26 protein-coding genes, 1 tRNA gene and 1 other annotated feature are annotated in these 26622 nt (G+C 31.2%); of the genes, 20 read left to right on the top strand and 7 right to left on the bottom strand.

All coding sequences use genetic code 11. The features are described 5' to 3' along the window. Positions 1-234: 234 nt before the first annotated feature. The 7 genes from O3802_RS03705 (at position 235) to ybaK (ending at position 6698) form a co-directional block, all read left to right on the top strand. Positions 235-1005, top strand: coding sequence for a threonine/serine exporter family protein (locus tag O3802_RS03705; RefSeq protein WP_281665471.1), 771 nt, complete (start codon positions 235-237; stop codon positions 1003-1005). Next, the gene (locus O3802_RS03700; protein WP_281665470.1) at positions 1005-1478 is read left to right on the top strand and encodes a threonine/serine exporter family protein; all 474 of its coding nucleotides are present in this window, start codon (positions 1005-1007) and stop codon (positions 1476-1478) included. Before O3802_RS03705 ends, O3802_RS03700 begins: the two co-directional genes overlap by 1 nt. Before the next feature lie 208 nt (positions 1479-1686). After that, positions 1687-2106, top strand: a complete 420-nt coding sequence (locus O3802_RS03695) for a hypothetical protein (protein WP_371458359.1) — start codon at positions 1687-1689, stop codon at positions 2104-2106. Between the two features lie 318 nt (positions 2107-2424). Next, a complete protein-coding gene (locus tag O3802_RS03690; RefSeq protein ID WP_371458358.1) occupies positions 2425-3204 on the top strand; it encodes a DUF4037 domain-containing protein in 780 nt (259 codons plus the stop codon). A 310-nt stretch (positions 3205-3514) separates the two neighbouring features. Beyond that, positions 3515-3762, top strand: a binding site (T-box leader). A 92-nt stretch (positions 3763-3854) separates the two neighbouring features. Beyond that, positions 3855-4598, top strand: a complete 744-nt coding sequence (locus O3802_RS03685; protein ID WP_371458357.1) for a cyclase family protein — start codon at positions 3855-3857, stop codon at positions 4596-4598. Between the two features lie 134 nt (positions 4599-4732). Continuing rightward, a complete protein-coding gene (locus tag O3802_RS03680) occupies positions 4733-5893 on the top strand; it encodes a 5-methyltetrahydropteroyltriglutamate--homocysteine S-methyltransferase (protein WP_371458356.1) in 1161 nt (386 codons plus the stop codon). Between the two features lie 313 nt (positions 5894-6206). Continuing rightward, positions 6207-6698, top strand: coding sequence for a Cys-tRNA(Pro) deacylase (gene ybaK / locus O3802_RS03675; protein ID WP_371458355.1), 492 nt, complete (start codon positions 6207-6209; stop codon positions 6696-6698). A 43-nt stretch (positions 6699-6741) separates the two neighbouring features. Here ybaK and O3802_RS03670 read toward each other — a convergent pair. Beyond that, positions 6742-6812: transfer RNA gene (locus O3802_RS03670), tRNA-Thr, on the bottom strand. A gap of 337 nt (positions 6813-7149) precedes the next feature. Here O3802_RS03670 and O3802_RS03665 point away from each other — a divergent pair. Then, entirely contained in the window at positions 7150-7935 is a 786-nt protein-coding gene (locus O3802_RS03665) for a TatD family hydrolase (protein ID WP_371458354.1), read from the top strand. 5 nt (positions 7936-7940) lie between these two features. Next, complete coding sequence (locus O3802_RS03660) at positions 7941-8909, top strand: resuscitation-promoting factor (protein ID WP_371458353.1); 969 nt, start codon at positions 7941-7943, stop codon at positions 8907-8909. Positions 8910-9023: 114 nt separating this feature from the next. Here O3802_RS03660 and O3802_RS03655 read toward each other — a convergent pair whose 3' ends face one another. Both O3802_RS03655 and O3802_RS03650 read right to left on the bottom strand, forming a co-directional pair. Then, on the bottom strand, positions 9024-10187 hold the full coding sequence (locus O3802_RS03655) for a multidrug effflux MFS transporter (protein WP_371458352.1): 1164 nt from the start codon (positions 10185-10187) through the stop codon (positions 9024-9026). Between the two features lie 176 nt (positions 10188-10363). Continuing rightward, positions 10364-10630, bottom strand: a complete 267-nt coding sequence (locus tag O3802_RS03650; RefSeq protein WP_371458351.1) for a transporter — start codon at positions 10628-10630, stop codon at positions 10364-10366. 171 nt (positions 10631-10801) lie between these two features. On the opposite strand from O3802_RS03650, the gene O3802_RS03645 reads away from it, so the two are divergent. The 3 genes from O3802_RS03645 to O3802_RS03635 are packed head-to-tail and all read left to right on the top strand — an operon-like array spanning position 10802 to position 14753. Next, the gene (locus O3802_RS03645) at positions 10802-11602 is read left to right on the top strand and encodes a DUF1444 family protein (protein WP_371458350.1); all 801 of its coding nucleotides are present in this window, start codon (positions 10802-10804) and stop codon (positions 11600-11602) included. Between the two features lie 36 nt (positions 11603-11638). Then, complete coding sequence (ytpR, locus tag O3802_RS03640; protein ID WP_371458349.1) at positions 11639-12241, top strand: YtpR family tRNA-binding protein; 603 nt, start codon at positions 11639-11641, stop codon at positions 12239-12241. 22 nt (positions 12242-12263) lie between these two features. Then, complete coding sequence (locus tag O3802_RS03635; protein WP_371458348.1) at positions 12264-14753, top strand: V-type ATP synthase subunit I domain-containing protein; 2490 nt, start codon at positions 12264-12266, stop codon at positions 14751-14753. Between the two features lie 78 nt (positions 14754-14831). On the opposite strand, the gene O3802_RS03630 is transcribed toward O3802_RS03635, so the two are convergent. Both O3802_RS03630 and O3802_RS03625 read right to left on the bottom strand, forming a co-directional pair. Next, entirely contained in the window at positions 14832-16265 is a 1434-nt protein-coding gene (locus O3802_RS03630) for a bifunctional folylpolyglutamate synthase/dihydrofolate synthase (RefSeq protein WP_371458347.1), read from the bottom strand. A 218-nt stretch (positions 16266-16483) separates the two neighbouring features. Continuing rightward, positions 16484-17029 carry a TVP38/TMEM64 family protein gene (locus tag O3802_RS03625; protein ID WP_371458346.1) on the bottom strand — a complete coding sequence of 182 codons (546 nt, stop codon included), beginning with the start codon at positions 17027-17029 and terminating at the stop codon, positions 16484-16486. 228 nt (positions 17030-17257) lie between these two features. Between O3802_RS03625 and folP the strand changes: the two genes are divergently transcribed. From folP to O3802_RS03585, 8 genes are all read left to right on the top strand, one after another. Continuing rightward, complete coding sequence (folP, locus tag O3802_RS03620; RefSeq protein WP_371458345.1) at positions 17258-18061, top strand: dihydropteroate synthase; 804 nt, start codon at positions 17258-17260, stop codon at positions 18059-18061. A gap of 32 nt (positions 18062-18093) precedes the next feature. Beyond that, entirely contained in the window at positions 18094-20907 is a 2814-nt protein-coding gene (locus O3802_RS03615) for a DUF3427 domain-containing protein (RefSeq protein ID WP_371458344.1), read from the top strand. Continuing rightward, positions 20907-21365, top strand: coding sequence for a GNAT family N-acetyltransferase (locus O3802_RS03610; protein ID WP_371458343.1), 459 nt, complete (start codon positions 20907-20909; stop codon positions 21363-21365). The genes O3802_RS03615 and O3802_RS03610 overlap by 1 nt, the downstream gene beginning before the upstream one ends. Before the next feature lie 153 nt (positions 21366-21518). Further along, positions 21519-21806: a 30S ribosomal protein S6 gene (rpsF, locus tag O3802_RS03605; RefSeq protein ID WP_111743574.1), complete on the top strand. Its 288-nt coding sequence runs from the start codon at positions 21519-21521 to the stop codon at positions 21804-21806. 13 nt (positions 21807-21819) lie between these two features. Beyond that, on the top strand, positions 21820-22380 hold the full coding sequence (locus O3802_RS03600) for a single-stranded DNA-binding protein (RefSeq protein WP_004633523.1): 561 nt from the start codon (positions 21820-21822) through the stop codon (positions 22378-22380). 23 nt (positions 22381-22403) lie between these two features. After that, complete coding sequence (rpsR, locus tag O3802_RS03595) at positions 22404-22652, top strand: 30S ribosomal protein S18 (protein ID WP_003148047.1); 249 nt, start codon at positions 22404-22406, stop codon at positions 22650-22652. A gap of 96 nt (positions 22653-22748) precedes the next feature. Beyond that, complete coding sequence (locus O3802_RS03590; protein WP_276766287.1) at positions 22749-23966, top strand: HD domain-containing protein; 1218 nt, start codon at positions 22749-22751, stop codon at positions 23964-23966. 165 nt (positions 23967-24131) lie between these two features. Next, a complete protein-coding gene (locus O3802_RS03585) occupies positions 24132-25208 on the top strand; it encodes an iron-containing alcohol dehydrogenase family protein (RefSeq protein WP_371458342.1) in 1077 nt (358 codons plus the stop codon). A 40-nt stretch (positions 25209-25248) separates the two neighbouring features. Here O3802_RS03585 and O3802_RS03580 read toward each other — a convergent pair whose 3' ends face one another. Together O3802_RS03580 and hpf are read right to left on the bottom strand one after the other, a co-directional pair. Beyond that, positions 25249-25824, bottom strand: a complete 576-nt coding sequence (locus O3802_RS03580) for a DJ-1 family glyoxalase III (RefSeq protein WP_371458341.1) — start codon at positions 25822-25824, stop codon at positions 25249-25251. 97 nt (positions 25825-25921) lie between these two features. Beyond that, complete coding sequence (hpf, locus tag O3802_RS03575) at positions 25922-26467, bottom strand: ribosome hibernation-promoting factor, HPF/YfiA family (RefSeq protein WP_004633518.1); 546 nt, start codon at positions 26465-26467, stop codon at positions 25922-25924. Positions 26468-26622 lie beyond the last annotated feature (155 nt).

Here is a 26622-nt window from a genome sequence, read left to right as displayed (position 1 = left end):
AAAAATTCACTTTAAAAAATTAAAATAATAATTTAGAAATTATACAAAAAAAGTGTGTTTTTATTTGGGGTTTTATGTTATAATAGCTTTGGAAATGAATTTGAGAAAGGTGACAAGATTAGAAGAAGTTTTTTTTATAAAAGATAAAAAAGATAATAATGAAAAGAACTGTGTCGTAGGTATATAGTTTTTTTATTTTCTTTAGAGTAATCTAGTCTTTAGTTTAGAGAGAAAATGGATGAAAAATTATTAATGAAGACCGCCTTGCTTGCAGGAAAGATTCTTATGGAAAATGGAGCAGAAGTTTACCGTACAGAAGATACATTGGAGAGAATTATAAGAAAAGGCGTTGGAGAAACAAGAATAGATGAATATTATACTCATGTTACAATAACAGGTATATTTATTCGTTTAGAAACAATAGGAACAGATTTTAGAAGAGTTGGCGATAGAACGTATAATCTAACTAAAACAACAGCGGTAAATACTTTATCTCGAGCGTACACATCGGGCCAAATAAGTTTAGTGGATATGTATGAGGCTCTAAAAAGGGTTCAAAATGAAAAAAGTCCACTACCAAATTGGTTTAAAGTCCTATGTTCAGGAATACTTAGCGGTAGTATCGTTTTAATATTTGATGGTAGTTTCTGGGATGTTATTCCGGGAAGTATTGCAGGTGCAGTAGCATATTATGTTTATGTTAAGGTTATCGGTTATTTAAAAGCTCCGTTTATTTCGGAGTATATTAGTACTTTTGCTGGGGGAGTAGCCGGTTATATCGGTTTTGCTCTTCTTAATGGGCAATCACTTCGTCTTGCAATGATAGGAGCAGTAGTTCCCCTGGTACCTGGTATTACAATTACTAACTCGATGCGTGATATTATAGCGAAGCAATTTATTTCTGGGACTATTCGTTTTATAGAAACATTCTGCGTTGCATTTGCGCTTGGTGCAGGGATAGTTACAGTTTATTATATAGTTAAATTACTAGGAGGTGCTTTATAATGATTGCAGTATTTAGCCATTTACTTTTATTATTATATCACTTCGTATTTAGTTTTATTTCGTCGGTATCATTTGCGATAGTATGTGACGTGCCACGAAAAACATTAGCTACAGGTGGCGTCATCGGAGCGATAGGTTGGTGTGGATATTGGGAAATGTGGAGCCATGGACAAAGTGTTTTCATGTCGAGTTTAGTATGTTCGTTACTTTTAGCTAATATAAGCCAAATTTGTGCGATTAAATTTAAAAATCCACTAACAGTTTACTTCGTACCTGGACTTGTTCCAGTAGTGCCAGGGGTAACTATTTATGATGCATTTAGAACATTATTATTAGATGAGTATGGAAACTCAGCGCGTATTTTCTTAAATAGCTTTTATGGTGCGGTAGGACTTGCGGTGGGAATTATTATCGCTGACTCAATATTTAGAGTGGTGTTAAGTCCGTTATTACAAAAAAGACAAAGTAAATAAAAGAATCAATATAAAAGTATCTTCACTTGAATAAAAAAGATGAAGATGCTTTTTTATAGTTTCACCAAAAGATAGTATAAAGAAAGTTGAGTATATGAGATATCATTGAACGTTGTAATTGAATTTGATATAATCAAAATAAGAAGCAACATGTTGAAATAATAATAATACTATTTGTATTTGAATAACTATATAGAGGAGAACTATAATGAGAATAGAAAGGGGCTTTGGAGAATATTTTAAGTACTCATTGCATGACGCAAGAATATTAAAAATTGAGCATATAAATGACAATTTGATATTGTACTTTGATTATATTTTTTCTTATAATGAAGATAAATCAGAAAATACTCATAAAGCGAAGATTATCTTTGAAAAAGTAGATATAGATGATGTAGATTTTCTAGTATTTAATGACACAATAAGAGAAAAGTTTTCAGGGGCATTTATTTATTTAGAAGAATATCAAGATAAGTATAGAGACGGTGAATTTGAAGTAATTGTTGAAACATATAACTGGGGGAGAGCTGTATTTCAAGGATGGTTGTGGCTGGATGATGATATTCATGTAGATTGCATTATGAATATTTACTATTTAGGAAAAATGATATATGAAATAGAGGAGTAGTAAAAATCTGTGGAGAAAACATGGTTAGAGTTAAAACAATCTTTGGAAGATGCCAACGAAGCAAGCTAAAGTAATCTAATTATTTGACTTGATTAGAGAGAATATGAACTTGAAGATTAAAAAGAAGAAGGGGAAATTAACTTAAAACATATCTTCAACATAAGGTTAGAAATCAGTTTTTATTAATGTAGAACTAAGTGTAGTATAAATTCCAAATAATAGTTTGAAGTCTGTGAATATTCAAACGTAGATATATGTTATAATAAAGTGTAATAAAAATTTTGTTAATATAATTATTAACGAAGAAAGGACAATAAAATGGTGGCATTTGATAAACTTTGGTTTGAATTTACTAAATTACCAGAGGTAACGGCAATAGTATTAGGAGGTTCTAGAAGTAGTAATAACTATGATGAAAGTTCTGATTATGACCTATATATTTATTGTACAAGCATTCCCGACAAAGATGTTAGAAAATTAATTTTAGATAAATATTGTTCTTATATTGAGTTAAATAATCAATTTTGGGAATGTGAAGATGATTGCACTTTATCTGACGGAATAGATATAGATATTATCTATAGAAATATAAATGATTTTGAAAATAATATAGAAAATGTTGTGGAAAAACATCATGCAGGTAACGGATATACAACATGCCAATGGCATAATTTGAAAAATAGTAAAATTCTTTATGATCCTTATAAAGAATATTATAGAATACAACAAAGATTTGGCGTTCCGTTTCCCAAGGAGTTAAAAGAAAATATTATTTCAAAAAATTTCCGTTTATTAACAGGGAATTTACCTTCTTATGATAAGCAGATTTTAAAATCATTTAATCGCGGAGATTTTGTGAGTGTAAATCACCGTATTGCAGCATTTATAGAATCTTATTTTGATATTATCTTTGCGATAAATGAACTTACTTATCCAGGGGAAAAGAGAATGATTTCGTATGCTAAAGAACATGCTAAGATTCTTCCTAAACAATTTGAAGAGTTTCTGAATATGTTATTATATAGTGTAAGTAGTAGTATAGGTGACGTAGAAAAAAACTTGAAAAATATTATAAAAAATTTAGAAGAAATCATATAGTTATAGATACACCGCATGATGACAAAACTAATCTAGAATCTAAAAGAATTTAAGTTTGATAAAAGTGTAGCATAAAAATTCTCGGAAAATTTTTTCTATTAATTATTCGAGAAATACAGTTGTTCGTTATAAACAAAAGTCCGTTTTTATCTTTTTAAAGAAACAATTAGATTGATTTAGAAAAGAAATATAATTAAAAAACGAATTATATATTAATTAAGTCCGAAATAAGCTCTAAAAAACAAATTTTATTTTCAAAAAACTATTGACATTACTTTTAAAAGTTGGTATACTTAATCACAAGTTAATGATTCACACGTCGATAAGATAAGTAAAAGTGAAAGATGGTAAAGAGAGTCTCGGTTGGTGAAAAGAGATCGTATTGGAAACTTTGAAAATGGTCTTTGAGTGTTAATGGTCGAATAATTAGACCTTTACGGGTGAGCCCGTTATAGCTTCAGGGTATAACATCAAATTTGATGCGTACTTTTTGAGCTGATATTTGTGAGAATATCATAAAGTAAGGTGGTAACACGTAAATGATTAGACGTCCTTGCAGAAGCGTAGCTTCTGTGAGGATTTTTTTATTTCTCAAAATAATCAAAAGGAGAATTAACTTAGAATTTTATATAAATATTGGAGGAAAAACAATGTCAGAATTATTAAGTATTTATAAAACGTTAAAATCTAAAAAATGGGTAAATTTAAGCCACAAGATTGATGAAAACTCTCCGAAGTTTCCAGCATTACCAGCATTAGAAAAAGAAACATTATTTACATTGAAAGATGGATTTTATGTCCAAAAATTTTCAGTAGTTGGTCAATATGGAACTCACATAGATGCCCCTATCCACTTTGTAGAAGGTGGAAGATGGCTTGATGGGATTGAGCTAAAGGATTTATTGTTACCTTTATATGTTATTGATAAGAGTGTTGAAGTAGCTACTAACAATGATTATGAAATTACTAAACAGGATATTCTTGATTTTGAAAAAAAATATGGGGAGATTATTCCAGAATCATTTGTAGCATTCCGTAGTGATTGGTCTAAGCGCTGGCCTAACTATGATGAAATAAGAAATCTTGATGAAAATGAAGTGCAACATACACCAGGTTGGTCTCGAGAAGCATTAGAATTTTTAATTAAAGAAAGAAAAGTTAAGGCAGTTGGTCATGAAACTCTAGATACTGACTCTGGAGTGAGTGCGGCGGCAGAAGGATTGGTAAATGAGTATTATTTATTGGAACAAGATATTTATCAAGTAGAAGTACTTGCAAATCTTGATCAAGTACCAGCAACTGGAGCATTGATTTCAGTAGCTTATCCAAACTGGACAGAAGCGACTGGATCTCCAGCTCGTGTAGTAGCAATACTGCCAGAAGAAGAAAAATAAAGGCCTTTTATAGAAAAAAAGTAAAGAAGTAAAGAAAGTTAGAAGTTTATAAAATATAGAAATTAAGAAAGTAAAGAAGTTAGAAGCAAAAAGTTTTATGAAGTAAAAAAATCAGGATTAGAGAGGAAAAAATTATGTGTAAAAATTGTCAAAATAAATTAGTAGGAAAAGCACCGTATAGAGTAGATCATGTGGGATCATTTTTAAGACCGAAAGAGTTAGTAGAAGCAAGAGCTAAGTTTTCGGCTGGAGAAATTACTCAAGAAGAGTTAACAAAAGTAGAAGATAAAGTAATTACAGAATTAGTAGAAAAACAAATTGCTAATGGTTTAAAAGGAGTAACAGATGGAGAGTTTCGTCGTGCATACTGGCACCTTGATTTCTTCTGGGGGCTTAATGGAGTAGAACATACTCAAGCAAAAATTGGTTATCAGTTCCATGATGAAACTACAAAACCAGACTCAGCAGATGTAGTTGGAAAAATTTCTGGAGAAAATCACCCATTTGTAGAACATTATAAGTTTTTACGCGATTTAGTAGGTGATAGAGCAGAAGTTAAGCAAACTATTCCAGCACCAGCACAGTTTTACTTTGAGTTGATTCGTGATGAAGAGCATATTGCCCAAACAAACAGTATTTATCCAAATAAAGAAGAGCTATTCGCAGATATTATCGCAGCTTATAAACAAGTAATTAAAGAACATTACAATGCGGGATGTCGTATAATTCAATTGGATGATTGTACTTGGGGTGCAATTGTTGATGATAGATTAATTAAATTAATCGCAGAAGGAAGCGGCTTTGATCCAGAAGGAATCCGTGAAACATTCAAAAAAGAATTTATTACCCTTAATAATGGGATTTTAACAGATCTTCCAGAAGACTTAGTGGTAAATACTCATATTTGTCGTGGGAACTATCACTCGACATGGGCTAGTTCTGGCGGTTATGACAGCGTGGCGGATACGTTATTCGGTGAAGAGAACGTTAATGCCTACTACCTAGAATATGATACTGATCGTGCAGGTGATTTCAAACCACTTGCCAAAGTAGGAAATGATAAGAAGGTTGTTTTAGGACTACTTACTTCAAAATCAGGAAAGTTAGAAAATAAAGATGAGGTAATCGCGCGTATTCGTGAAGCAAGTGAATATGTACCATTAGAAAATATTTACTTAAGTACGCAATGTGGATTTGCTTCTACAGAAGAAGGAAATATTTTAACAGAAGAAGATCAATGGAAAAAAATTGCTTTAATTAGCGAAATTGCACAAGAAGTTTGGGGAGATAAGTAATATAGAACATTAAGTAATATAACTTATCGGGCTGCATATGAAATATTAATAAGTTTATATCTGAAAACATCTTAAGTTTGAGTATATATAAGAAAGGCGGAAATTCTATTTTTGAGTTTTCGTCTTTTGATATATTATTTTATAGAATAAATTAAATTTAAAGGATTCAATTAAGATAATAACAGCTAAATTCTTCTATAATCATATATAATTTACCGTAATAAGTTTTTGACACATATATTACTTTGGAGTAAAATATAGTTTATAAATAATTACTGAGATAAGTACAAAAGTAATATAATGAGGTAAAAGTATGGCTAAGAAAAAAGAAATCAAAACAAATGCTATGAGATTTTTAGATGATAATAATGTAGAATATACCCACTTTGAATTTGACGCAACAAGTGACGCTGCAAAGACTGGTGTTGGAGTTGCTGATATAATTGGTCGTAATCATAATCAAGTTTTTAAAACAATTATGACGACAGATGGTAAAGGAAATTACGTAGTAGGTGTGCTAATGAGTGAGGATAACATCAACTTCAAAAAATTGGCGAAAGCAGCAGGATTAAAAAGTTTATCGATGTTACCATTAAAAGACTTAACAAAAATTACAGGATATGTAAAAGGTGGGTGTTCTCCATTTGCGATGAAAAAACTTTTTCCAACATTTGTAGATGATAGATGTCGCGAGGTTGAAACAATTATTGTTTCAGCGGGTAAAGTAGGACACCAAGTAGAAGTTAAACCAGAAATATTGGAAAGTCTTATAGATGCGCAAATAGTCGATATTAAAGCAGAATAAAATAAAAATAGTTTTTAGTTTTCACTAAAAACTATTTTTTTTATGCCGCTACCCAGAATTGAACTGGGAACGGAGCATTACCATTGCTCTATTATACCATTTAACTATAGCGGCTTATAAGAATTATATCATATAAGATGTTTATTATGCAAATTTACTTTATAAGAAAATTGTAAACTCTAAAATAGGTAAAATATAAATTATTAGGAGATATTTTTTAAAATTTATTAGAAGAAAAATTGAAACAGAAATTAAAATTTTAGCTTGATTTAAGATATTATAGATATAATATGTAACTAATACTTTTTAAAATTCCCAAGAGAACATTGATTTATAAGGGCTTTAGTCAGTTCTTTGTGAAATGAAAAGGTATTGTAACGTAATTGAAATAGTTTAGATATTCTACTGAAATTTTCTTTTGTTATAATCTTAAAGGTGAAGGAGGCGTAATATGTTATTTGATACACATGCGCATTTAAATGATGATGCTTATTTAGATGACTTAGAAGAAACTATAGAACGCGCCAAAGAGGCGGGCGTAAAGTTAATAAATATAGTAGGCTTCGATGACAAAAGTATAGAAAAAGCACTAGAAATCACGGCTAAATATGACTTTTTGTATTTAACAGTAGGTTGGCATCCAGTTGAGGCGATAGATTTCACAGAAGAAAAGTATGAAATGATAAAAAATATCGCATTGACAAATGATAAAGTAGTTGCAATCGGAGAGATTGGCTTGGATTATCATTGGGATAAAAGTCCGAAAGATATTCAAAAGGAAGTATTTAGAAGGCAAATTCAACTAGCGAAAGAAGTAAATAAACCAATCGTAATTCATACAAGAGATGCGATGGAAGATACTATAAAAATCCTTCAAGAAGAAAAAGCTAGTGAAGTTGGTGGAATAATGCATAGTTTTTCAGGTTCAGTAGAAAGTATGAAGATTATGTTAAAAGAAGACTTCTACATCTCATTAGGAGGTCCAGTAACATTTAAAAATGCTAAGACACCTAAAGAAGTAGCAAAAGCTTGTCCATTGGATAAACTTTTAGTAGAGACAGATTGTCCGTATTTAACGCCAACACCTTATAGAGGTAAAAGAAACGAACCTGCATATGTGCATTATGTTGCACAAGAAATAGCAGACTTAAGAGAGATGACTTATGAACAACTAACAAAACAAACATTTAATAATGCATGTAAGTTGTTTAAAATAGATAAAAAGGAGATTGATTAACAAAAATGAAATTAGGAAAAATTTTCGTAGCAGCGGCTACATCAGGAGTATTATTATCAGGAGCATTTATGATAGCAGAAGAGTACACAGGAAAATCGGCTTTTGCGGTAAACATGGATAATACACGAATTGAATTAAAAACTAAAAAAGGAACTGTAAGAGAAATACTTATTGCAAATGATATTCCATTTAGTGCTGATGATAGAATCGAGCCAGGGCTTGACACAAAAGTTAAAGGTGGAGAAACTATTAATATCTACAGAGCTCGTGAAATCACTATAGTTGATGGAGAAACTACAACAACAAGAAAAACTACTTATAGAAAAGTAGAAGATATCCTAAAAGAGCTTAATATTACTTTAGGAGAACAAGATAAAGTAACTCCAGAATTAAGCAGTGAAGTAGCAGAAGTAGATACTATTAAAATTACAAGAAATAGTACAACTACGGAAACAAAAAAAGAAGCTGTAAAATTTGAAACTAAAGAAGAAAAAGATGATACTAAATATGTAGATGAAAAAGTTACTAAAGTTGAAGGTAAAGATGGAGAAAAAGAAGTTACTTACAACATAGTAAGAGAAAATGGTAAAGAAGTATCTAAAACAGTTGTTTCAGAGAAAGTTTTAACAGAAGCAACGTCAGAAGTAGTAGTTGTTGGAACAAAACAACGTCCAGCTAGCCAAATGGTGAAAACAGCGGGTGGTTCAGTAACACTAGCAAACGGGAATACAGCTGGAGCAACAGGTGCAGCGGCAGCGCAAGAAATGGCTCGTCGTACAGGAGTAGCAGCTGCTACTTGGGAATATATCATTGCTCGTGAATCAAATGGTCAGCCAGGTGCAAGAAATGCATCAGGTGCAAGTGGATTATTCCAAACAATGCCAGGATGGGGATCTACAGCAACAGTTGAAGATCAAATCAACGCAGCAACTCGCGCATATCAAGCACAAGGGTTATCTGCTTGGGGAATGTAATATAAAATAAAAAACTCTCGGAAATTTTTTCGAGAGTTTTTTTAGTAAGATGTAGAAAAATCTCTTAGAAAGGTAAATGACCATAAAGCCAACACTTCTAAGAGATTGTTTATTCTATATTCTTTTCTCAACTGCCTTATATAGTAAGAATGATGCAACTGAACATATAAGAATAGCTATTGCACTAGAATAGAAAATATTACCAATTCCAACTAGAGGCGAGACAATTCCACCTAAGAAGAATGGAACAAAACCTGATAGGGCAGATGCACTACCAGCACGTTCGTGCTCTAAACTCATGGCTAAAGCCCCACCTACAGGTAAAATAAAACCTAATCCTAAAAGAAGTAAAAAGAAACCAATCTCAACAAAAATAAATGGTAGTGTCAGAGTAAGAACGATGGTTAAATAAATACTTACTAAAAGCATAATAGATAAACCTAAAGTCATGCTCGTTTTTTCTCTAAAATTTGTAGTGCTTTTACTTCCTAAAACTAAAGCTAAACCATTAAGTCCAAAACATAAACTATATGCAAACGAAGATAAGTTGTAATGGACTTGTAGAATAAAAGGAGAAGCAGCGATATAAGCAAACATAGCTGACATAGCCAAACCTTGAATCATAACAAGCATAAAGAATAGTTTGTTTTTAGCTACTGCTACAATAGATGAATATGTTTTTAGAACTGGGACATCAAGACGCTTTTCTTTTTTTAATGATTCATTAAATTTCACGGATGTAATAATTAAAGGTGCACCTATAAGTGCTAAGGTAACAAAAATCCCACGCCAGTCAGTAAATTGTAGCAACAAGCTACCGATAATCGGTGATAAAATTGGAGCAAGACCATTTACCGCCATAAGAAGTGCAAAAAATTCCGCCATTTCTCGACCTCTATAAAGATCGGTAGAAACAGCTCTTGAGATAACTAAAGCTCCAGCAGATGCAAGCCCTTGGATAAGTCTAAGGATTGCCATTAAATATATATTAGGTGAAAAAATAATGGCAACTGTGCTGATTAGATAAACAATAAGGCTGATTAATAGTGGTTTTTTTCTTCCATATTTATCACTAATAGGCCCGATAAGTAACTGTCCTAAGGCCAAACCAACCATACTTCCTGTAAGTGTAAGTTGAACTGTAGAGGTATTAGCGCCAAAATATTCCCCCATAAATGGTAAAGCTGGTAAATATAAATCTGTAACGAATGGCCCAAATGCCGATAGAGTTCCTAAAAATAAAACTAGGAACAATTTTGAATTTTTTCTATTTGTCATTACGACTCCTTTCTTTTTTGAGAATATTAACGATTATAGCACAAAAAATTTTTTTGTGTAAGTTTTTTTTTAGCGTATTTAAGAAAATTTTTTGAGCAATAAAAATAAGAGTATAAAATAGAATTTCAATTTTATCGAGTGTTTTCGATATGATTTTAAAAAACTAGATTATACTCTTATTTTATTTTGAAATCAACACTGTCAATTTTAGCGATTAGTTTATTATTTATAAACCAAATTAGTGAGCCTACATAAATAACGTAAGCAAACATAAGTAAGCTTGCAGTAGTGAAGATACGATGGTTTTTAAACAATAAAAAGTTTAGCAGTAAAACAGTGCAATAGATAATAAAAACGATTAAAAGTTTTAGTTTGCTTTTTTTTATCCAATTAGTATATTTAGTTAGCAACTCTAATCTTTTGTTTTCTTCATTTGTTGCCATTATATTCTCCTTATAAAATAATATCTAAATTATAACAAAAGAAAAATAAAGGTGCAAATAAAAATAGATAAAATATTTTATAGTAAAGCTTCAAATAGCTTATTGGTATTGCTAGAATATAAAGATATATGGTATAATTAAATTGCCATATTATACACAATAGGAGGAAATATGTCTTATACAAGAGATGGTATTTTTGAAAAAATTATAGAAAAATTACCTACTTTAAAAATTCACGAAAGACGAGAAAAAGATAATAGTATATTTATTTTAGAATATAATAATCGCCGAGCAAAGATTGATATAGATAGTTTTATAAGAAAGCTAGGCGACAAAAAAAGTGAGAAAAGCGATAAAAAGGTAGAAGAATTTATTTATTATATTGTGAATAATTTTACAGCTCAAGATAATGTATCTTTAGACGATATTATAAAAGAAGAGTTGGTAGATAAGGTTTACCCCGTTGTTCGCTCAACAGGGTTTAACAGAGATAATAAACAACAACTTGTTAAATTTCCGCATACAAATGAAACGGACATTTATTTAGCTTATGATTTTGAAAAAGGGTATAAGCTTCTAGATAAGACTTTTTTAGAGAAACTTTCGTTGTCATTAGATGAGATTTTTGAATTTGCTAAAAGAAATCTAGAGAACTTACCACTAAAATATAATCTAGATGAAGTAGAAGGAAATAAATTTTATTTTCTAAATGCTAAAGATGGCTATGATGGAGCACGAGTTATTGATAAAAATATTTTAGATTATTTTTATAAAAAAATTGGAGAGTCATATTATTTAGGCTTACCTCATCAGGATGTTCTTATCATAGCGGATATAAAAAATAAAAAAGGGCTGGAGATTCTGCAAAAAATGATGGTTCATTTCTTTACAGAAGGTACAGTTCCGATAACAACAATTACATTCAAATATGATGGAGAAAAATTAGAAAGTTATTTTATTTTTGTTGAATAAAGCGACTAAAATTTAAAATAGTATAGGAGAACGATTATGTTATTTTTTTACAATAAGAAAATGCTAGGAGAAACATTATTAATTACTATTCAAAATAGTGAAGAGATTACTTATGAAGATAAGAAAAATATTACACTTATTAAAGATAATAATGGAGTATTAGTAGGATTAAATATTTTTAATGTTGAAAATTTGAAACTAGAAGGTGAGGGAAGTATCGAATTATCTGATGAACAAAAAGAAATTTTGAGCAAACGTCTAGAAAAGAATGGTATCAAAATAGATTTAGAGGGTAATAACGATGATTACTTCGTAGTAGGGGAAGTTCTTACTTGTGAAAAGCATCCAGATGCAGATAAACTGAAAGTAACAACGGTTAATGTTGGAGAAGAAACTTTACAAATTGTTTGTGGAGCACCTAATGTAGAAGCTGGACAAAAAGTCGTAGTAGCTCTTAGTGGAGCGATGATGCCGAGTGGATTACTTATTAAACCATCGAAATTACGTGGTGTAGATTCTAACGGTATGCTATGTTCAAAACGTGAATTAGGTTTACCTCAAGAAGAAGTAAGAGGTATTTTAGTATTAGAAGAAGATGCTAAAGCAGGTACTAAATTAAAAGAATTGAATTTAAAATAATTTATAAATAGGAGGTGTAACTATGGTTAATTGGAAAAAATGGTTTTTAGAAGAAGATGAAGATGAAATTTATAAAGCTGAAGAAGGGCGTAGAGATAAACAAGAAAAACCTGCTTCTTTAACTAAAGAGAGTGATTTTGATATAGAAGAATTTGAAGAAGAATCGATTGTAGACAAAAAAGAAGCTAGAAAATACGAAGAAATTGATTTAGATGAATACAGTGTTCCAGAAGATTTTGATATAGAGTTTACAGAAGAAGATGAAGAAGATTTACCTCCGCAAAAATATAAAAGAGAGAAAAACAATGGCGGATTAATGGGGCGAATAAAAGGTTTATTCTCTAGTTCGAATGATAAACAATTTTCAGATGATGACTTTGAAAAAGATTTCGAAGAAGATGAAGCTGAAGATTATAAAACATATTTAGAACGTCAAAGACGTGAAGAACAGTTAAGAAAAGAAGAAAATTACACTATAGTAGAAGACTTTGATGAAGAAGATGAAGAAGAGTACGAAGAAAAACCACAAGGATTCTTCAGCCGTCTAAAAGAACGTTTATTTAGTGTAAGTGAAGAAGATATAGAAAAAGAAGAATTAGATGCCATACTTGACGACTTGGAAGATGAGCAAACTTCTGACAAATTTGTAGAAGAAATTGACGAAAAATTTGAGAGAACTGGACAACAAGATTTTTCAGAGCGAGTTCGTAATGAGAAAGTTATCGATGTGGAATTTGAAGAAATAGATTTATCAGAATATGAAGAAGATCTAGAAAAAGAAGGAAAACCTGAAAATACTACTAGTTTAACAGACGCACTAAAAGAACTAGGAGTAGAAAACTCTGAAATAAAAGATGTTGATATTTTTGGAGATAAATCAGATAGAAGAACACATCCAACACTTGCAGCTGTTCGAACAAAAAGATTAAAACAAGATCATAAGATGGATACTTTAGGTACGGATGTTGCTTTAGAAAAAGATCATAGCGATTTGAAAAATGAGATAGCTAAAGCTTATGAATTGAAAGAAGCATATGCTGAACAAGATTCAGAAGCTAGAGAAACTAAAAATAAAGATGCACGTGTTGAATTAAATGAAAACTTCAATAAATTAGAAAGACGCGAAGATAAAATACAAAAAGATAACGTATTATATAAACAAGATAAAGAATTAGATGAACTTTTTGAAGAGATTAAAGTAAAAGAAGAAGAGAGTCATCTAAGAACTGTGCCAGAATTAGAAGTTCGCACTGTAGATGCAGAAGGTGAACGTCGTGAAAAAGTCAAATATACTACTGTTGACGACATTTTAGAAGGAAATGATGATTTATTTGAAGACGATATAGATAGAACTAGCAAGAAGCTAGTAGGTGAGCGTTTTGATGAAACTATTAAAGCGACAAAAGAGGTAGAAGATTTTAGAAAAGACTTATATGAAGGTAGAAGAGCAGAAACAGTAGAAAAAACAGCCTTAGACGAGCTTATCGAGGCAGAAAATATTGATATTTTCAAAAAAGAAGAGACTTTACCTGAAATAGAAAAATTAAACACCAATCTAAAAGAGTTTAGAGAAGAACATAATGTAGAAGATATTGAAGAAGATATTGATTTAGTGGAAAAAGCTGCACGTATAGAAGATATCGAAGTAGAAGACTACGATGAAATAAAAGATCATAAAAAAGATATCCTAGAGGGTTATAGCGACTATCATTTAGATGAAAATGAGATTATTGAACTTGAAGAACAAAATCATTTAGATGAAACAGCAACAGACGTTGATATTGATAGATTATTAGCGGATATTTCTCCTCGTAATAAGGTGAAAACGATGAATAATGATGTTGATAAGTTTGTTAATGAAAAAGTTGAGCCAATAGAAGTTGCTGTTCAGAGAGTCGAAAAACACTTAGAAGAAGATGAAGTAGTAGAGGAACAAGAGGAAGAGGAAATTGGTATCGACTATACTGAAAAACTTTATACTGATGATGTTTTTGACTATTTCGATAAAGGTAATGGAAGAAAACTAGGTGAATATAAAACTATAGACCATGGTTATAGACCTGTAAGCAAAGAAAAAATAGAGAATAATCAACGTATCTTAGATGCAATTTTTGAAAAGTATTCTAATAATGGAATATCAACAAATAAATCGGTAACTGCTAAAACTATGGAGACAAGCATTATTACACCAAAACTTAGAAATGTAGGGAAGTTTAAGCCAACTCCAGTTTATTCATCAGTTTATGGTTCAGGACCACGTAAAGATGTAGAAGTTAAATCTATAACTAAGTTGGCAGAAGAAGCGGGTTTATCAGATAAAAAAAGCGTTCCTGTGAAAAAAACTGCAGAACCAAAAAATAAAAAGAAGTCAGAAGCTAAGGTAGGAAAAAATGAGCAGGCAAGTGCTGATATTTATAAAGAAATAGCTTCTCAAGAAGAAACTGTATGGAATATTGGCTCTGCTAAAAGAGTGCCTAAAAGCAAAATAAAAACAAAAAAAGATAAAAAGTAATTTAATATTTTTCAATTAACCAAAAAACACCAACCGTAAGAATATAATATTACGGTTGGTATTTTCTATGCTATGAAGTTAGTATTTTTCTAAGATTTCTGCTCTAACGGCAGAGATTAAATATAGCGAACCTGTAATTAAAAGTACTTCATCACTTTTTAAATTAGGAATAAGCTTAGAAAGAGCTAGTTCATAATTTTCATATTTAGTAACAAATGTATCATTAAAACTACGAACAAGATTATCCAAGTTCGATTCTTTGATTTCAATAGGAACTTTAGTTGCAGAAAACTCAGCGGGGATAGTTTTTAACTTAGTCACCATATCTTCATAGTCCTTATCCTCAAGGATACCTAACAAGATTTTTAGTTTTGGGAAGTTGTTAGCACTAAGGTAATTGACCAAACTGCCAATACCATCATTGTTGTGGGCTCCGTCTAATAGGATATTCGGACGAATCCATTCTAGACGACCTGCCCAAGTAGACAAAGCTAAAGCAGAACTAATTGTTTTATCATCTATATCGATAATACCACGAGAGCGCAGATTAAAGATCGCTGCTAGTGCTAGTGATGCGTTGCAAATTTGATGTTGACCGACCATTTTTGTTGTGTAGTCGATATTCCTGAAGCTAAACTTATTGCCATGAGCACCAATATCTTTTATTTCTATATTGTTTTCATCTAAAATAGAAAGTTTTGCATTTTTTTCCTTACAAATATTAGAAATAACATCTACAATACTATCATTAGCTGGATAGATAAGGACGTTATCATTTTCTTGGATAATACCGGCCTTTTCATAGGCGATTTTTTCCAAAGAATCACCTAGTATTGTAGTATGGTCCAACCCGATTTTTGTAATAATCGACAATAGCTTTTCTTTAAAAATATTTGTTCCATCATAACGCCCACCAAGACCAACTTCCATAATAACAAAATCTGTTTTTTGATCTTTGAAATATAGTAGAGCAACTGCTGTAATAATTTCAAAGAAAGAAAGCTTATCGCTAGGGTCATGATTATTTGCATCATAAACTTTAACAACTTCTTTATAGAGACGATATGCTTCTTTGTATGGAATAAAGTCATCGTTAATACGAATACGATCGTTAAAACTTAGCATGCTAGGACTAGAATAAAGACCAACACGATATTTAGTTTTTAGTATGTCTTTTATATAAGAACATGTAGAACCTTTCCCATTAGTCCCTGCGACATGAATAACTTTCAAGTCATGCTCAGGATTATTGAATAGAGCCAAAACATGCTCCATACGATGTAGACCAAGCTTCATTCCAGTGCGCTCTATTTTATAAGAAGCGGTGATAAGGAGTTCTTCACAGACGCATTCAAGCGCAAAGCTAGTTAGCTCGTCTTGAGGTAGTGTTTCCAGTTTATCGATAATATTTTCTAAGTTTTGTTCAGTAAATAATTCTAAAATATTATTACTATCTACTAAATTATTTTTTGTCAAAAAGTTTTCAACTTTATTTTTACATTTTAAATTCATAATAAATTAACTCCTAAGGAGACGGTATCTCCTGATTTTATACATTTAATTCTATAATGTTAAGAAGAAAAAGTAAATAGCAGAAAAAATAATTTTTAACTAAACTTTAGTTATAGTGTAAAGTTTGTGTTAAGTTCAGAATATATAATATAACTATAACAAGTTAATAATATTTTTTTCATAATATATGGCTCGTCAATTGACGAGCCGTTCTCCTTTTATTCCATATTTTTTGCGACTATAGCACCTATTCCGATAAAAGCTACTACTAAAACAGCTGCCGTTAAAAATTCTAAACTCCAGATATTATTTAATTTCGAACCAAAATTTAGCCAAATTAATCGACCGGGAATAAGACCGATAAGGTTGGCTATAAAATAATGTTTAAATGATATTCTAGTAAGTCCATAAGAATAACTAACAACACTGTTTGGTAATATCGGAGTAAGTCTACAAATAATCAAAAAGGTAGCGAGTTTATTGTCGTTAAGCCCAAAAATTCTATTAAACTGTTTTAAGGTAAGATGTTTTTCTAAAAAATTTTCAATTTTATTTCTCGCAAAATATCTTGAAAGTAAAAACATTATATTTGTATAAATAATAGCTGCAATAATAGTCAATATAGCACCTTTTGTAAATCCAAATAGAAGACCACCGATAACAGAAAAAATTCCAGGTGGGAATAGCAAAATAGGGAGAATAGATGCTAATAATAAAAATATTATAGGTGCATAATCACCAAATTGTTCAATAAAGTTTTGCATATTTTCTCCTTTAACTATAAATGTATTTTCAGGTTTTCCTATTCAAATAGTATAACATAAAGCATGGGGAAAGGTGAATATAATAGTTTTCTAGAGAGTGACTGCAGGTCAAGCATGGAAAGATGAAAAAACAAGTTTTAGTCTAGGCTAGAACTTGTTTTTTCTATAAATTCACTTGCATATGATATAATATGTTTTATATAGTAAAGAATAATACAGGTGATAATAATGACTAAACTAAAAAAACTTTTAGATGAAAAAAAATATTTGATAATGGGGATTTTAAACTTCACTCCGGATTCTTTTTCAGATGGAGGAGATTTTTACGATGTTGAGACTGCGATAGAAGGTGTTCGTAAGATGCTAGATGAAGGTGCTGATATTATTGATATAGGAGCGGAATCAACGCGACCTGGCTCAATAGCTATTTCAGAAGATGAGGAGCTTCGCCGTTTAGAGAGAATTTTCCCGATTTTGCGTAAGGAGTTTCCTGAAGCATGCTTTAGTATAGACACTTATAAACCAGCTGTTGCTGAATATATGATTAAAGCTGGTGTTGACGTGCTTAATGATGTAAATGGAGCAAAAGGAAGCAATATGGCAGAGGTTGCTGCAAAGTATGATATACCGATTGTTATTATGCATAATGGTGGCGTAGAAGAAGGTAGTGAAGTCGAACAAGTCGCTCGTGAACTTGGGGAGAGTTTAGATATTTGTCTTGTGGCTGGTGTTAAAAAAGAAAATATAATAATCGATCCAGGAATGGGATTTGGTAAGACTGCTGAAGCTAATTTAGAGATTACTAGAAAATTAGACTCGTTAAACTCTCTAGGTTGCGAGATTTTATATGCGGTAAGTAGAAAGAGAACGACGGATTATGTTTTAGGAGGAAATACTAACCCTAAAGAACGAGATATAGTTACTGCGACACTATCTTTAGAAGCAATACGTCGTGGAGCAAAAATGGTGCGTGTTCATAATGTAAAAGTTATGAAAGAAGCATTGATAACTTATGAAATAATAAATGGATAAAATATAGAGGAATACTAAGAAAGGAGGTTAAGATGAAAAATACTTTTATTTATAATAATCATTTAGAAGCGAAAAAAGTACTTAGTACCCTTGAAAAAGAGTTAGAGTTATGCGATGAATTTATTTTTAGCGTGGCATTTATTTCGGAAAGTGGTTTGACAAGTTTGCTTCAGACTTTAAAAAACTTAGAAGAAAGAAATATTCGCGGGAAAATATTGACAACAGATTATTTGTATTTTAACACACCAAAAGTTTTAGATAAACTAGCTACTTTTAAAAATATAGAGCTAAGAATGTATGCTAGTTCGAAAGATAATCATGGTTTTCATACAAAAGGTTATTTGTTTAAGAAAAAAGATTCTTGGAATATTTTGTTAGGTAGTTCGAACTTAACGAGTGCTGCATTAACGATTAACAAAGAGTGGAATACATTTGTTGAAGAAGATAATCAGCTATGTTCAAGCATATTAGAAGAATTTCATACATTATGGAATATGTCAGAAGACTACTCCAACGTAAAAGATAAATATAAAGTTGAGTTTTTGAACAATAAGCAACAAACTCCTAAAACAATAGATAATATTACCGATGAAATTAGTCCAAATGAGATGCAACAAAGTTTTATAGAAAACTTTAAAAAGCTACGAGAACAATATAATAGAGGATTACTTGTGTCTGCTACTGGTACTGGTAAGACATTTGCAGCAGCTTTTGCGATGAAAAATATAAATGCCAAAAGGATTTTATTTATTGTTCATCGTGAACAGATTGCAAGGCAAGCTTTGGAAACTTTTAAAATTATTTTTGGGAACAGTCGTACATATGGACTTCTTACAGGTAAAAATAAAAATATAGAAGCGGATTTTGTTTTTGCAACAATACAAACAATATCCAAGTCTGATGTGTTTGGAAGTTTTTCTAAAGATTGCTTCGACGAGATTATTATTGACGAGGTGCATCGAGCGGGGGCGAAAAGTTATTTAACAATAATAGATTATTTTGAGCCAACTTTTTATTTGGGAATGACAGCAAGTCCGGATAGAACAGATAGCTTTAATATTTACGAGTTATTTAATAACAATATTGTTTATGAAGTACGCTTAAAAGAAGCGATGGAAAATAACCTTCTTTGTCCGTTTCACTATTTTGGGATTAGCGATTTGATAGTAGATGGCGAAACGCTAGATGAACTTAGTGATTTTACAAGATTAACCTCTGATAAGCGAGTGGATCATATTATTGATAAAATAAATTACTATGGCTATTCGGGGGATAGAGTAAAAGGATTAGTATTTTGTTCTTCTAAACGAGAAGCACAAATACTTAGCGATGCATTTAATAGTAGAGGATTTAGAACTACTAGCTTAACAGGTGAAGATAGTCAGGAAAAACGCGAAAAAGAAATTGAGAAGCTAATAGCTGACTCGGGAGATATATTAGATTATATTTTTACCGTAGATATTTTTAATGAAGGTATAGATATTCCAGAAGTTAATCAAGTGGTTATGCTCCGTCCAACACAAAGTGCGATAATTTTTATCCAACAGTTAGGTCGTGGTTTAAGGAAAAATAAAGACAAAGATTTTGTCGTAATAATAGACTTTATCGCAAACTACAAAAATAACTTTTTAATACCGATTGCCCTATCAGGAGATAGATCTTATGATAAAGATACAGCTCGTAAGTTCCTATCACAAGGGAATAGATATTTACCAGGAATGTCGACTATCCATTTTGACAATATATCGAAACAAAGAATATATAGCGCAATTGATAATGTGAAATTGAATACATGGTTATTTATTTCTGATGAGTACAACAAGTTAAAAAATAAACTCGGTAGGATTCCAACCTATTATGACTTTGAAAATTATGACACGGTAGATATTAAAAAGATTTTTGAGGTCGCAGGTAGTTATTACGCGTTTTTATCTAAAAAAGGCCGAGATTATAGCTACAATGGGAAAATATCAAAAACAGCAGAAAATATGTTAAACTTTGTATCAACTAATTTAATCTTAAGCAAGAAAATAGAGGAGCTTATACTTTTAAGATTAATTTTAAAAAATTCTCAAAATCTTGAAGAGGATTTTAGAGGTGTGATGCTTACAGATTATACTAAATTAATCGCTGATTATGAACTTGAGGTAAGTAGGAAGATTCTTACAAATAATTTTGTAACGAGCAGTGTTACGAAAAAGAAATTTAATGACTGTATATTTTTAGATGAGTATAACAAGGTGGTAAAACCATCAAAAGAATTAGAAAAAGAATTGCAGTCAGATATTTTTAGAACATTGTTGGCAGAATTAGTAGAATATGGAATTTATAGATATAACAAATATTATAAAGCTAATCTATATAGGGATACTAATTTTGTCCTTTATGAAAAATATAGTTTTGAAGATATTTGTAAACTTTTTTCTTGGAGTATCAATTATGTACCTTTAGCTATTGGCGGTTATAAATATGATGAACAGACAAAAACTTTACCGGTATTTATCAATTATGACATAGATGAAAATTCATTCAACCATGATTATGTCCATGGATTTTTACCAGACAACGGTTTTACATCAATGTCGAAACCACGTCGTAATTTAGAATCAAAAGAATGTGAATACTTCTATAAAGATGAAACAAAGATTTATCTATTTATGAGAAAAAATAAAGATGATAAAGATGGAGCGAGAATATTCTATTTCCTTGGAGAGATGAAAACAGTAGGAAAACCGGAATTAGTTCATAGAGAAAAAAGTGGCGATACAGTTCTTCAGTTTTTCTATAAACTGCAGACACCCCTTAGGGAAGACATGTATGAATATTTTACAAAGGAGAAGATATAATGATAGATATAGAGTTAATAGAAGGCTTAAGTATAGATGATGCTAAAAGAGTTTGCTTATGGACAAATGAAAAAGGTATAGAGTTTTTGAGAAGGTGGGCAGGACCAGACGTCGAGTTTCCACTTAATGAGGATTCATTATTAAATTTTGAAAACATATACTCTATACAGAAAAATGGAGAATTTATAGGTATAATTAGAAAAATACGTCAAGTTGGCACAAATATTCATATAGGAAATTTCATATTAAATCCTGAGTATACAAACCGTGGTTTTGGGAAAATAGCTTTAAGGAAATTTATTAATAGTATTTTTTTAGAACAACAAGTAGAAACTATAACTCTTAATGTTTTAGCTGATAATAAGAACGCTATGGAATTATACAAAAAATGTGATTTTGAAGTTCTTTCTACAATAACTCAACCCATTAAAAAATATTTGATGGTTAGAAGAAAATAAAAGCTTGAAAAACTAGTATAATATTTACAAAATATAGTGGATATTTGTTGATTTTTAATTTTATAATTGATATAATGGAAAACAGAGTAATTTTATTACTCCTTACTCTCTTGCAAAAAAGGGAGTCGCAAAGACCAAAAGGAGGTAACACACATGAGAAAATATGAAGTAATGTTTGCTGTTCAACCACGTATCGATGAAGAAGCTAAAAAAGCTGTGGTTGATAGATTCGTAAATATTCTTTCAGAAGGTGCAGAAGCAGTAGAAGTTAAAGATTTAGGTAAAAAACGCCTAGCTTATGAAATCGAAGACTTCACTGATGCTTTCTACTATGTAGTAGAATTAACTTCAGAAACAGATGCGTCTACAAAAGAATTCGATCGTTTAGCAAAAATTAGCGATGACATCATCCGTCACATGGTAGTTAGATTAGAAAAATAAGGGGTGACTTACTATGATTAATAACGTAGTATTAGTAGGAAGATTAACAAAAGATCCAGAATTAAGATATTCTAGTTCAAATATCCCGATGGTTTATTTTACAGTTGCTGTGAATAGAACATTCGCTGATCAAAATGGTCAAAGACAAGCGGACTTTATTGGCTGTGTAGCTTTTAGAAAGCAAGCAGAAAATATGGCGCGTTTCTTAGGACGTGGTAGTTTGATTGGTGTAGAAGGAAGAATCCAAACTAGAAATTATCAAGGAAAAGATGGGAATACTGTCTATGTTACAGAAGTTGTAGCTGATAGAATCCAGTTCCTTGAATCTAAGTCTAGTTCAAATAGACAAAATAACGGATTTGATTCAATGAGTTTCAATCAACCTCAATCACAACCATCATTTAGTAATAATCAAAATTATTACAACAATTCTAATCATAACCAAGGGCAAGCTAATTCAGCTATGCAAGATTTTATTAATGACAGTTCATTTTCTGATTTTGGAGAAAATTTCCCAAGTAACTTAGATGATGACTTCATGCAGGATGTAGTAAATCCGTTTAAAGAAGACTAAAATTACATAGGAGGACATGCGCAATGGCAGTAAATAACAATCGTCGTAACAACATGCGTCGTCGTAAAAAAGTATGTTATTTTACAAAAAATAACGTTGAATTTATCGATTACAAAGATGTAGAATTACTTAAAAAATTCATTTCTGAACGTGGGAAAATCTTACCACGTCGTGTAACTGGTACTTCAGCTAAGTATCAAAGAATGTTAACTACAGCAATTAAAAGAGCTAGACACATGGCACTTTTACCATACGTAGTAGACGAAAAATAAGATTAAATAGAGAAAAAGACGAGCTTAGGCTTGTCTTTTTTTTATGCTTTGATATAATAAAAGAAAATACGTGTATGTTGAGAGTGAGGTAGTAGAATGGAATTCAAAAAATTGAGTGAAACAAAAGTGCTAAAAGATCCTGTTCATAGTTATATTCATATTAACTATGAGGTAGTTTGGAATTGTTTAGATAGCAAGGAATTTCAGCGCTTACGTCGTATCCGACAATTAGGTGGAGACTTTCAGGTTTATCCAACAGCAGAACATTCTCGTTTTTCACACTCATTAGGGGTTTACGAAATTGTTCGTAGGATGGTTACGGAGATAAAATCTTTAAGTGTGGAACTTAGTGAATATGATAAAATCTGCGTAATGTTGGCAGGGTTGTTGCACGATGTAGGTCATGGCCCATTTTCTCATGCATTTGAACATGTTACTAATCATAGTCATGAAGATTATACAGCTAAAATAATCTTAGGAGAAACGGAGCTTAATCAAGTATTAACTGAAGTATCTCCAAGATTACCAGAGGATATAGTATCGATAATAGAACATAATCATCCAAATGATATTCTTAACCAAATTATTTCTGGTCAATTAGATGCTGATAGAATGGATTATTTACTTAGAGATTCATACTTTTCAGCAACAAGCTATGGACAGTTTGACTTAGAAAGAATATTACGAACAATGCGGGTTAGAAAAATAGATGAAAATAAGAAAGCTCTTGTCGTGAAATACACGGGGATTCATAGTGTAGAAGACTATATTATGGCAAGATATCAGATGTATTGGCAAGTATATTATCATCCAGTAGCACGCAGCTATGAGGCAGTATTTATTCAACTTTTTAATAGATTAAAAGATATTTTTAAAGATAATAAAGAGTATTTTTCTGATATGAAAGTTTTAATCCCATTTCTTGAAAAAAATGTGGTTAGTGTAGAGGAGTATTTCAAATTAGATGAAAATTCTCTATTGTATTGTTGTAGTTTAATTCAGGATAAAGATGATGAAATTGCAGCGGATTTAGCTCGAAGACTACAAAATAGAAGACTTTTTGAGTATGTAGATTATAGTGAAGAGAACTTGGCACAAATAAAAAATATGCTAAAAGAGCAGAACCTAGATGAAAAATATTATTTGCGAGTAGAAAATGTAGAGGCGAGTGTTTACAGCCCATATAAAGGTAGAAAGATTCTAATAGAACAATTAGATGGTAAGATAGTTGCTTTAGAAAAAGCTAGTACTATAGTAGAATCGATAACAAAAGGCGAAACAAAAAGAGAAGGAACGATATTTTATCCAAGATAAAAAGAAAGCTAACTTAGGAAGGGGATTCTAGGTTAGCTTTTATTGTTTCAAAAATAATTGTCAGAAAATAATTATATATTAACTTACTATTGATTTTAATTGTCGAAAATGTTATAATCATACTTATAAAAAATTGAATGATGAGATAATAAAGGAGAGATAAGAATGTTTGAATTAGCAAATGTAGCAAGACCAGGAGTGAGTGAATATATTTCAGGGAGTGGAGCTTTGGCTGTACTTGATAATAGGCTAGAAGGATTTAATACTCCTTTGATTGTTACAGGTGAAAAATCTTATGAAGCGTTTAAAAAATTTTATAAGGGGAATAGAGAATTTAGAGTAGCAAAATATGACGGGACATCATCTTATGAAGATATGAAACGCATTGCAGATGAATATGGAGAAGATGTTGATGTGGTTATTGGTGTAGGAGGAGGTCGTGTTATTGATACAGCTAAAGGTGTGGCAAGCTTTTTAAATAAAGAGTATATGACTATTCCAACGGTAATAGCAACATGTGCTCCTTATGCTCCAGTAGCGGCGGTTTATAATCCGGATAAAACTTTTAGAGAGGTTGGATATTTTAAACGTACTGCATATGCTTGTATTGCAGACTTAGATTTATTACTAGAATCACCAAAAGAATATTTTGTTGCGGGTATTGGAGATACTCTTGCGAAGTGGTATGAAGCTGTAGTGCTAGTGGAAAGAAATAATAAATATAACGATCCTTTAGTAAGAATGGGACTAGAAGCTGCAAAAATTACGCGTGATGCTCTTTTACGTGATGCTAATGGTGCATTAGAAGCTATGAGTACAAAAACAGTAACAGAAAGCTTCAAACACGCCGTAGATACTGTATTTGCGATTTCTGGAGCGGTAGGATGTTTTGGAGTTCATTATGGACGTATGGCAGGAGCTCATGCTGTGCATAATGGTATGAGTTTAGTAAAAGAAACACATAAAGTTCTTCATGGAACAAAGGTTTCATATGGTATTCTAGTTCAATTATTAGCAGAAGGTAAGGAGGAAGAAGTAGAAAGATTAATTCCATTTTATAAAGAAAATGATTTAGCTTATAACCTAGCATGTGTGAATGTAGTAGAAGATGTAGAAGAAAAAATTGAAAAAATTGCAGAGTTTGCTGCTAGTGAAAAAGAATCATTTAAATTGGCGGTTGATGTTTGTACACCAGAGGTTGTAGCAACAGCAATGAGACAATTAGAAGAGATGACAAAATAAATATAAATATCCCTCAAATAATAAATTTGAGGGATATTTTTTAGATATTATCTTTTAATACGGGTAGTAACATTTGTTCTTTTACGGTATTAGCTGTCTCATCTTTTAGAAGATAATTAACTATCTCATAACCAAAAAGAATTGCGACTGTGGGACCTTGAGCAGTAATAACATTTTTATCAACTACAACAGCTTTTTTAGAATTGTAAGATTGACATTCTAGTTCTTTATCGAAACCTGGATAAGATGTAGCTTCTCTGTCTTTTAAAATCCCTGCCGCACTCAGTACTATAGGCGCTGCACAAATAGCTGCGACTAATTTGTCTTCATTATACATAGTTTTGAAAAACTGAATGATTTTGTTATTGTCACGTAATAATGTACTTCCTGGCATTCCTCCAGGAATAACAATAGCATCATATTCTAGTATATCTTCAATATCATTAATCTTTTTATCGACAATAATTTTAATATTATGAGCACCTGTAACGTATTCGGCGTTATTAGCTGAAATAAGATCAACTTCTAAATTCGCACGGCGCATAATATCAAGAGGAGCAATTAGCTCTAACTCTTCACCACCATTGTCAACGAACAAGGCAACTTTTTTTGTCATAATAACCTCCTAAGTAATAATTTGATAATAAATATAAAGTATTGTAAAAATAATCGACCATCTGCGGAAGATGGTCGATTAAAGTTTAAACTCATAATTATTTAGAAATTTCCAGAACCCCGTAACCAGTGTCACGACGTTTATAAACTATAGAAATTTCGTTAGTATTTGCATCTAAGAATGCGAAGAAGTCATGTCCTAAAAGCTCCATTTGGAATACAGCTTCATCTCTTGTCATAGTTTCAACTTTTAGTTGTTTAACTTTACCGAAATCAAGTGATGTTTCTTCTACATCTTCTAATGCGCTAGTAAGAAGATTTTCTTCTACAAATCCTTTTTCACGACCTTTTCTATTAATTCTAGTTTTGTGTTTTCTCATTTGACGCTCAAGTTTGTCCACAACTAAATCAATAGCAGCGTAAAGATCTTCGTTTGTTTCCTCTGCGCGAAGTGTCACACCTTTAAGAGGAACAGTTATTTCAATTTTTTTCTTATTATTTTTGTATACTTTAGCATTAGCGTAAACGTTTGCTTGTAAACTGTCGGCAAAGTATTTTTCTAATTTAGAAACTTTGTTCTCAACATACTCCCTAATTGCTTGAGTAATTTCTAAATTTTCTCCTCGTACTTGATATCTTAACATTTTAAAGCACTCCTTTCATAAAGTAGCTAGTCTACTTTATAGGGTATCCCCTTGTTTTTATACTTATATTATAACACTTTTTGATAACGTTAGCAACATAATTTCTAGAAAAAGATTTTTCCAAAAAAATAGATTATTATTTGTTTTATAAATAT

The sequence above is a fragment of the Gemella sp. 27098_8_92 genome (assembly GCF_041433685.1).
Taxonomy (GTDB): domain Bacteria; phylum Bacillota; class Bacilli; order Staphylococcales; family Gemellaceae; genus Gemella.
Note: the sequence above shows the minus strand (reverse complement) of the source record. Positions and strands in the feature narration are given on the sequence as shown.

What these genes read in the sequence shown, in the direction of transcription:
- O3802_RS03625 (WP_371458346.1), bottom strand. Translation starts at nt 17,029, where the DNA reads ATGCAAAACTTTATTGAACAATTTGGTGATTATGCACCTATAATATTT.
- O3802_RS03645 (WP_371458350.1), top strand. Translation starts at nt 10,802, where the DNA reads ATGTCTTATACAAGAGATGGTATTTTTGAAAAAATTATAGAAAAATTA.
- O3802_RS03635 (WP_371458348.1), top strand. Translation starts at nt 12,264, where the DNA reads ATGGTTAATTGGAAAAAATGGTTTTTAGAAGAAGATGAAGATGAAATT.
- rpsF (WP_111743574.1), top strand. Translation starts at nt 21,519, where the DNA reads ATGAGAAAATATGAAGTAATGTTTGCTGTTCAACCACGTATCGATGAA.
- O3802_RS03690 (WP_371458358.1), top strand. Translation starts at nt 2,425, where the DNA reads ATGGTGGCATTTGATAAACTTTGGTTTGAATTTACTAAATTACCAGAG.
- ytpR (WP_371458349.1), top strand. Translation starts at nt 11,639, where the DNA reads ATGTTATTTTTTTACAATAAGAAAATGCTAGGAGAAACATTATTAATT.
- O3802_RS03600 (WP_004633523.1), top strand. Translation starts at nt 21,820, where the DNA reads ATGATTAATAACGTAGTATTAGTAGGAAGATTAACAAAAGATCCAGAA.
- O3802_RS03665 (WP_371458354.1), top strand. Translation starts at nt 7,150, where the DNA reads ATGTTATTTGATACACATGCGCATTTAAATGATGATGCTTATTTAGAT.
- O3802_RS03705 (WP_281665471.1), top strand. Translation starts at nt 235, where the DNA reads ATGGATGAAAAATTATTAATGAAGACCGCCTTGCTTGCAGGAAAGATT.
- O3802_RS03680 (WP_371458356.1), top strand. Translation starts at nt 4,733, where the DNA reads ATGTGTAAAAATTGTCAAAATAAATTAGTAGGAAAAGCACCGTATAGA.
- O3802_RS03650 (WP_371458351.1), bottom strand. Translation starts at nt 10,630, where the DNA reads ATGGCAACAAATGAAGAAAACAAAAGATTAGAGTTGCTAACTAAATAT.
- hpf (WP_004633518.1), bottom strand. Translation starts at nt 26,467, where the DNA reads ATGTTAAGATATCAAGTACGAGGAGAAAATTTAGAAATTACTCAAGCA.
- folP (WP_371458345.1), top strand. Translation starts at nt 17,258, where the DNA reads ATGACTAAACTAAAAAAACTTTTAGATGAAAAAAAATATTTGATAATG.
- O3802_RS03580 (WP_371458341.1), bottom strand. Translation starts at nt 25,824, where the DNA reads ATGACAAAAAAAGTTGCCTTGTTCGTTGACAATGGTGGTGAAGAGTTA.
- O3802_RS03585 (WP_371458342.1), top strand. Translation starts at nt 24,132, where the DNA reads ATGTTTGAATTAGCAAATGTAGCAAGACCAGGAGTGAGTGAATATATT.
- O3802_RS03630 (WP_371458347.1), bottom strand. Translation starts at nt 16,265, where the DNA reads ATGAATTTAAAATGTAAAAATAAAGTTGAAAACTTTTTGACAAAAAAT.
- O3802_RS03655 (WP_371458352.1), bottom strand. Translation starts at nt 10,187, where the DNA reads ATGACAAATAGAAAAAATTCAAAATTGTTCCTAGTTTTATTTTTAGGA.
- O3802_RS03615 (WP_371458344.1), top strand. Translation starts at nt 18,094, where the DNA reads ATGAAAAATACTTTTATTTATAATAATCATTTAGAAGCGAAAAAAGTA.
- ybaK (WP_371458355.1), top strand. Translation starts at nt 6,207, where the DNA reads ATGGCTAAGAAAAAAGAAATCAAAACAAATGCTATGAGATTTTTAGAT.
- rpsR (WP_003148047.1), top strand. Translation starts at nt 22,404, where the DNA reads ATGGCAGTAAATAACAATCGTCGTAACAACATGCGTCGTCGTAAAAAA.
- O3802_RS03700 (WP_281665470.1), top strand. Translation starts at nt 1,005, where the DNA reads ATGATTGCAGTATTTAGCCATTTACTTTTATTATTATATCACTTCGTA.
- O3802_RS03610 (WP_371458343.1), top strand. Translation starts at nt 20,907, where the DNA reads ATGATAGATATAGAGTTAATAGAAGGCTTAAGTATAGATGATGCTAAA.
- O3802_RS03695 (WP_371458359.1), top strand. Translation starts at nt 1,687, where the DNA reads ATGAGAATAGAAAGGGGCTTTGGAGAATATTTTAAGTACTCATTGCAT.
- O3802_RS03685 (WP_371458357.1), top strand. Translation starts at nt 3,855, where the DNA reads ATGTCAGAATTATTAAGTATTTATAAAACGTTAAAATCTAAAAAATGG.
- O3802_RS03660 (WP_371458353.1), top strand. Translation starts at nt 7,941, where the DNA reads ATGAAATTAGGAAAAATTTTCGTAGCAGCGGCTACATCAGGAGTATTA.
- O3802_RS03590 (WP_276766287.1), top strand. Translation starts at nt 22,749, where the DNA reads ATGGAATTCAAAAAATTGAGTGAAACAAAAGTGCTAAAAGATCCTGTT.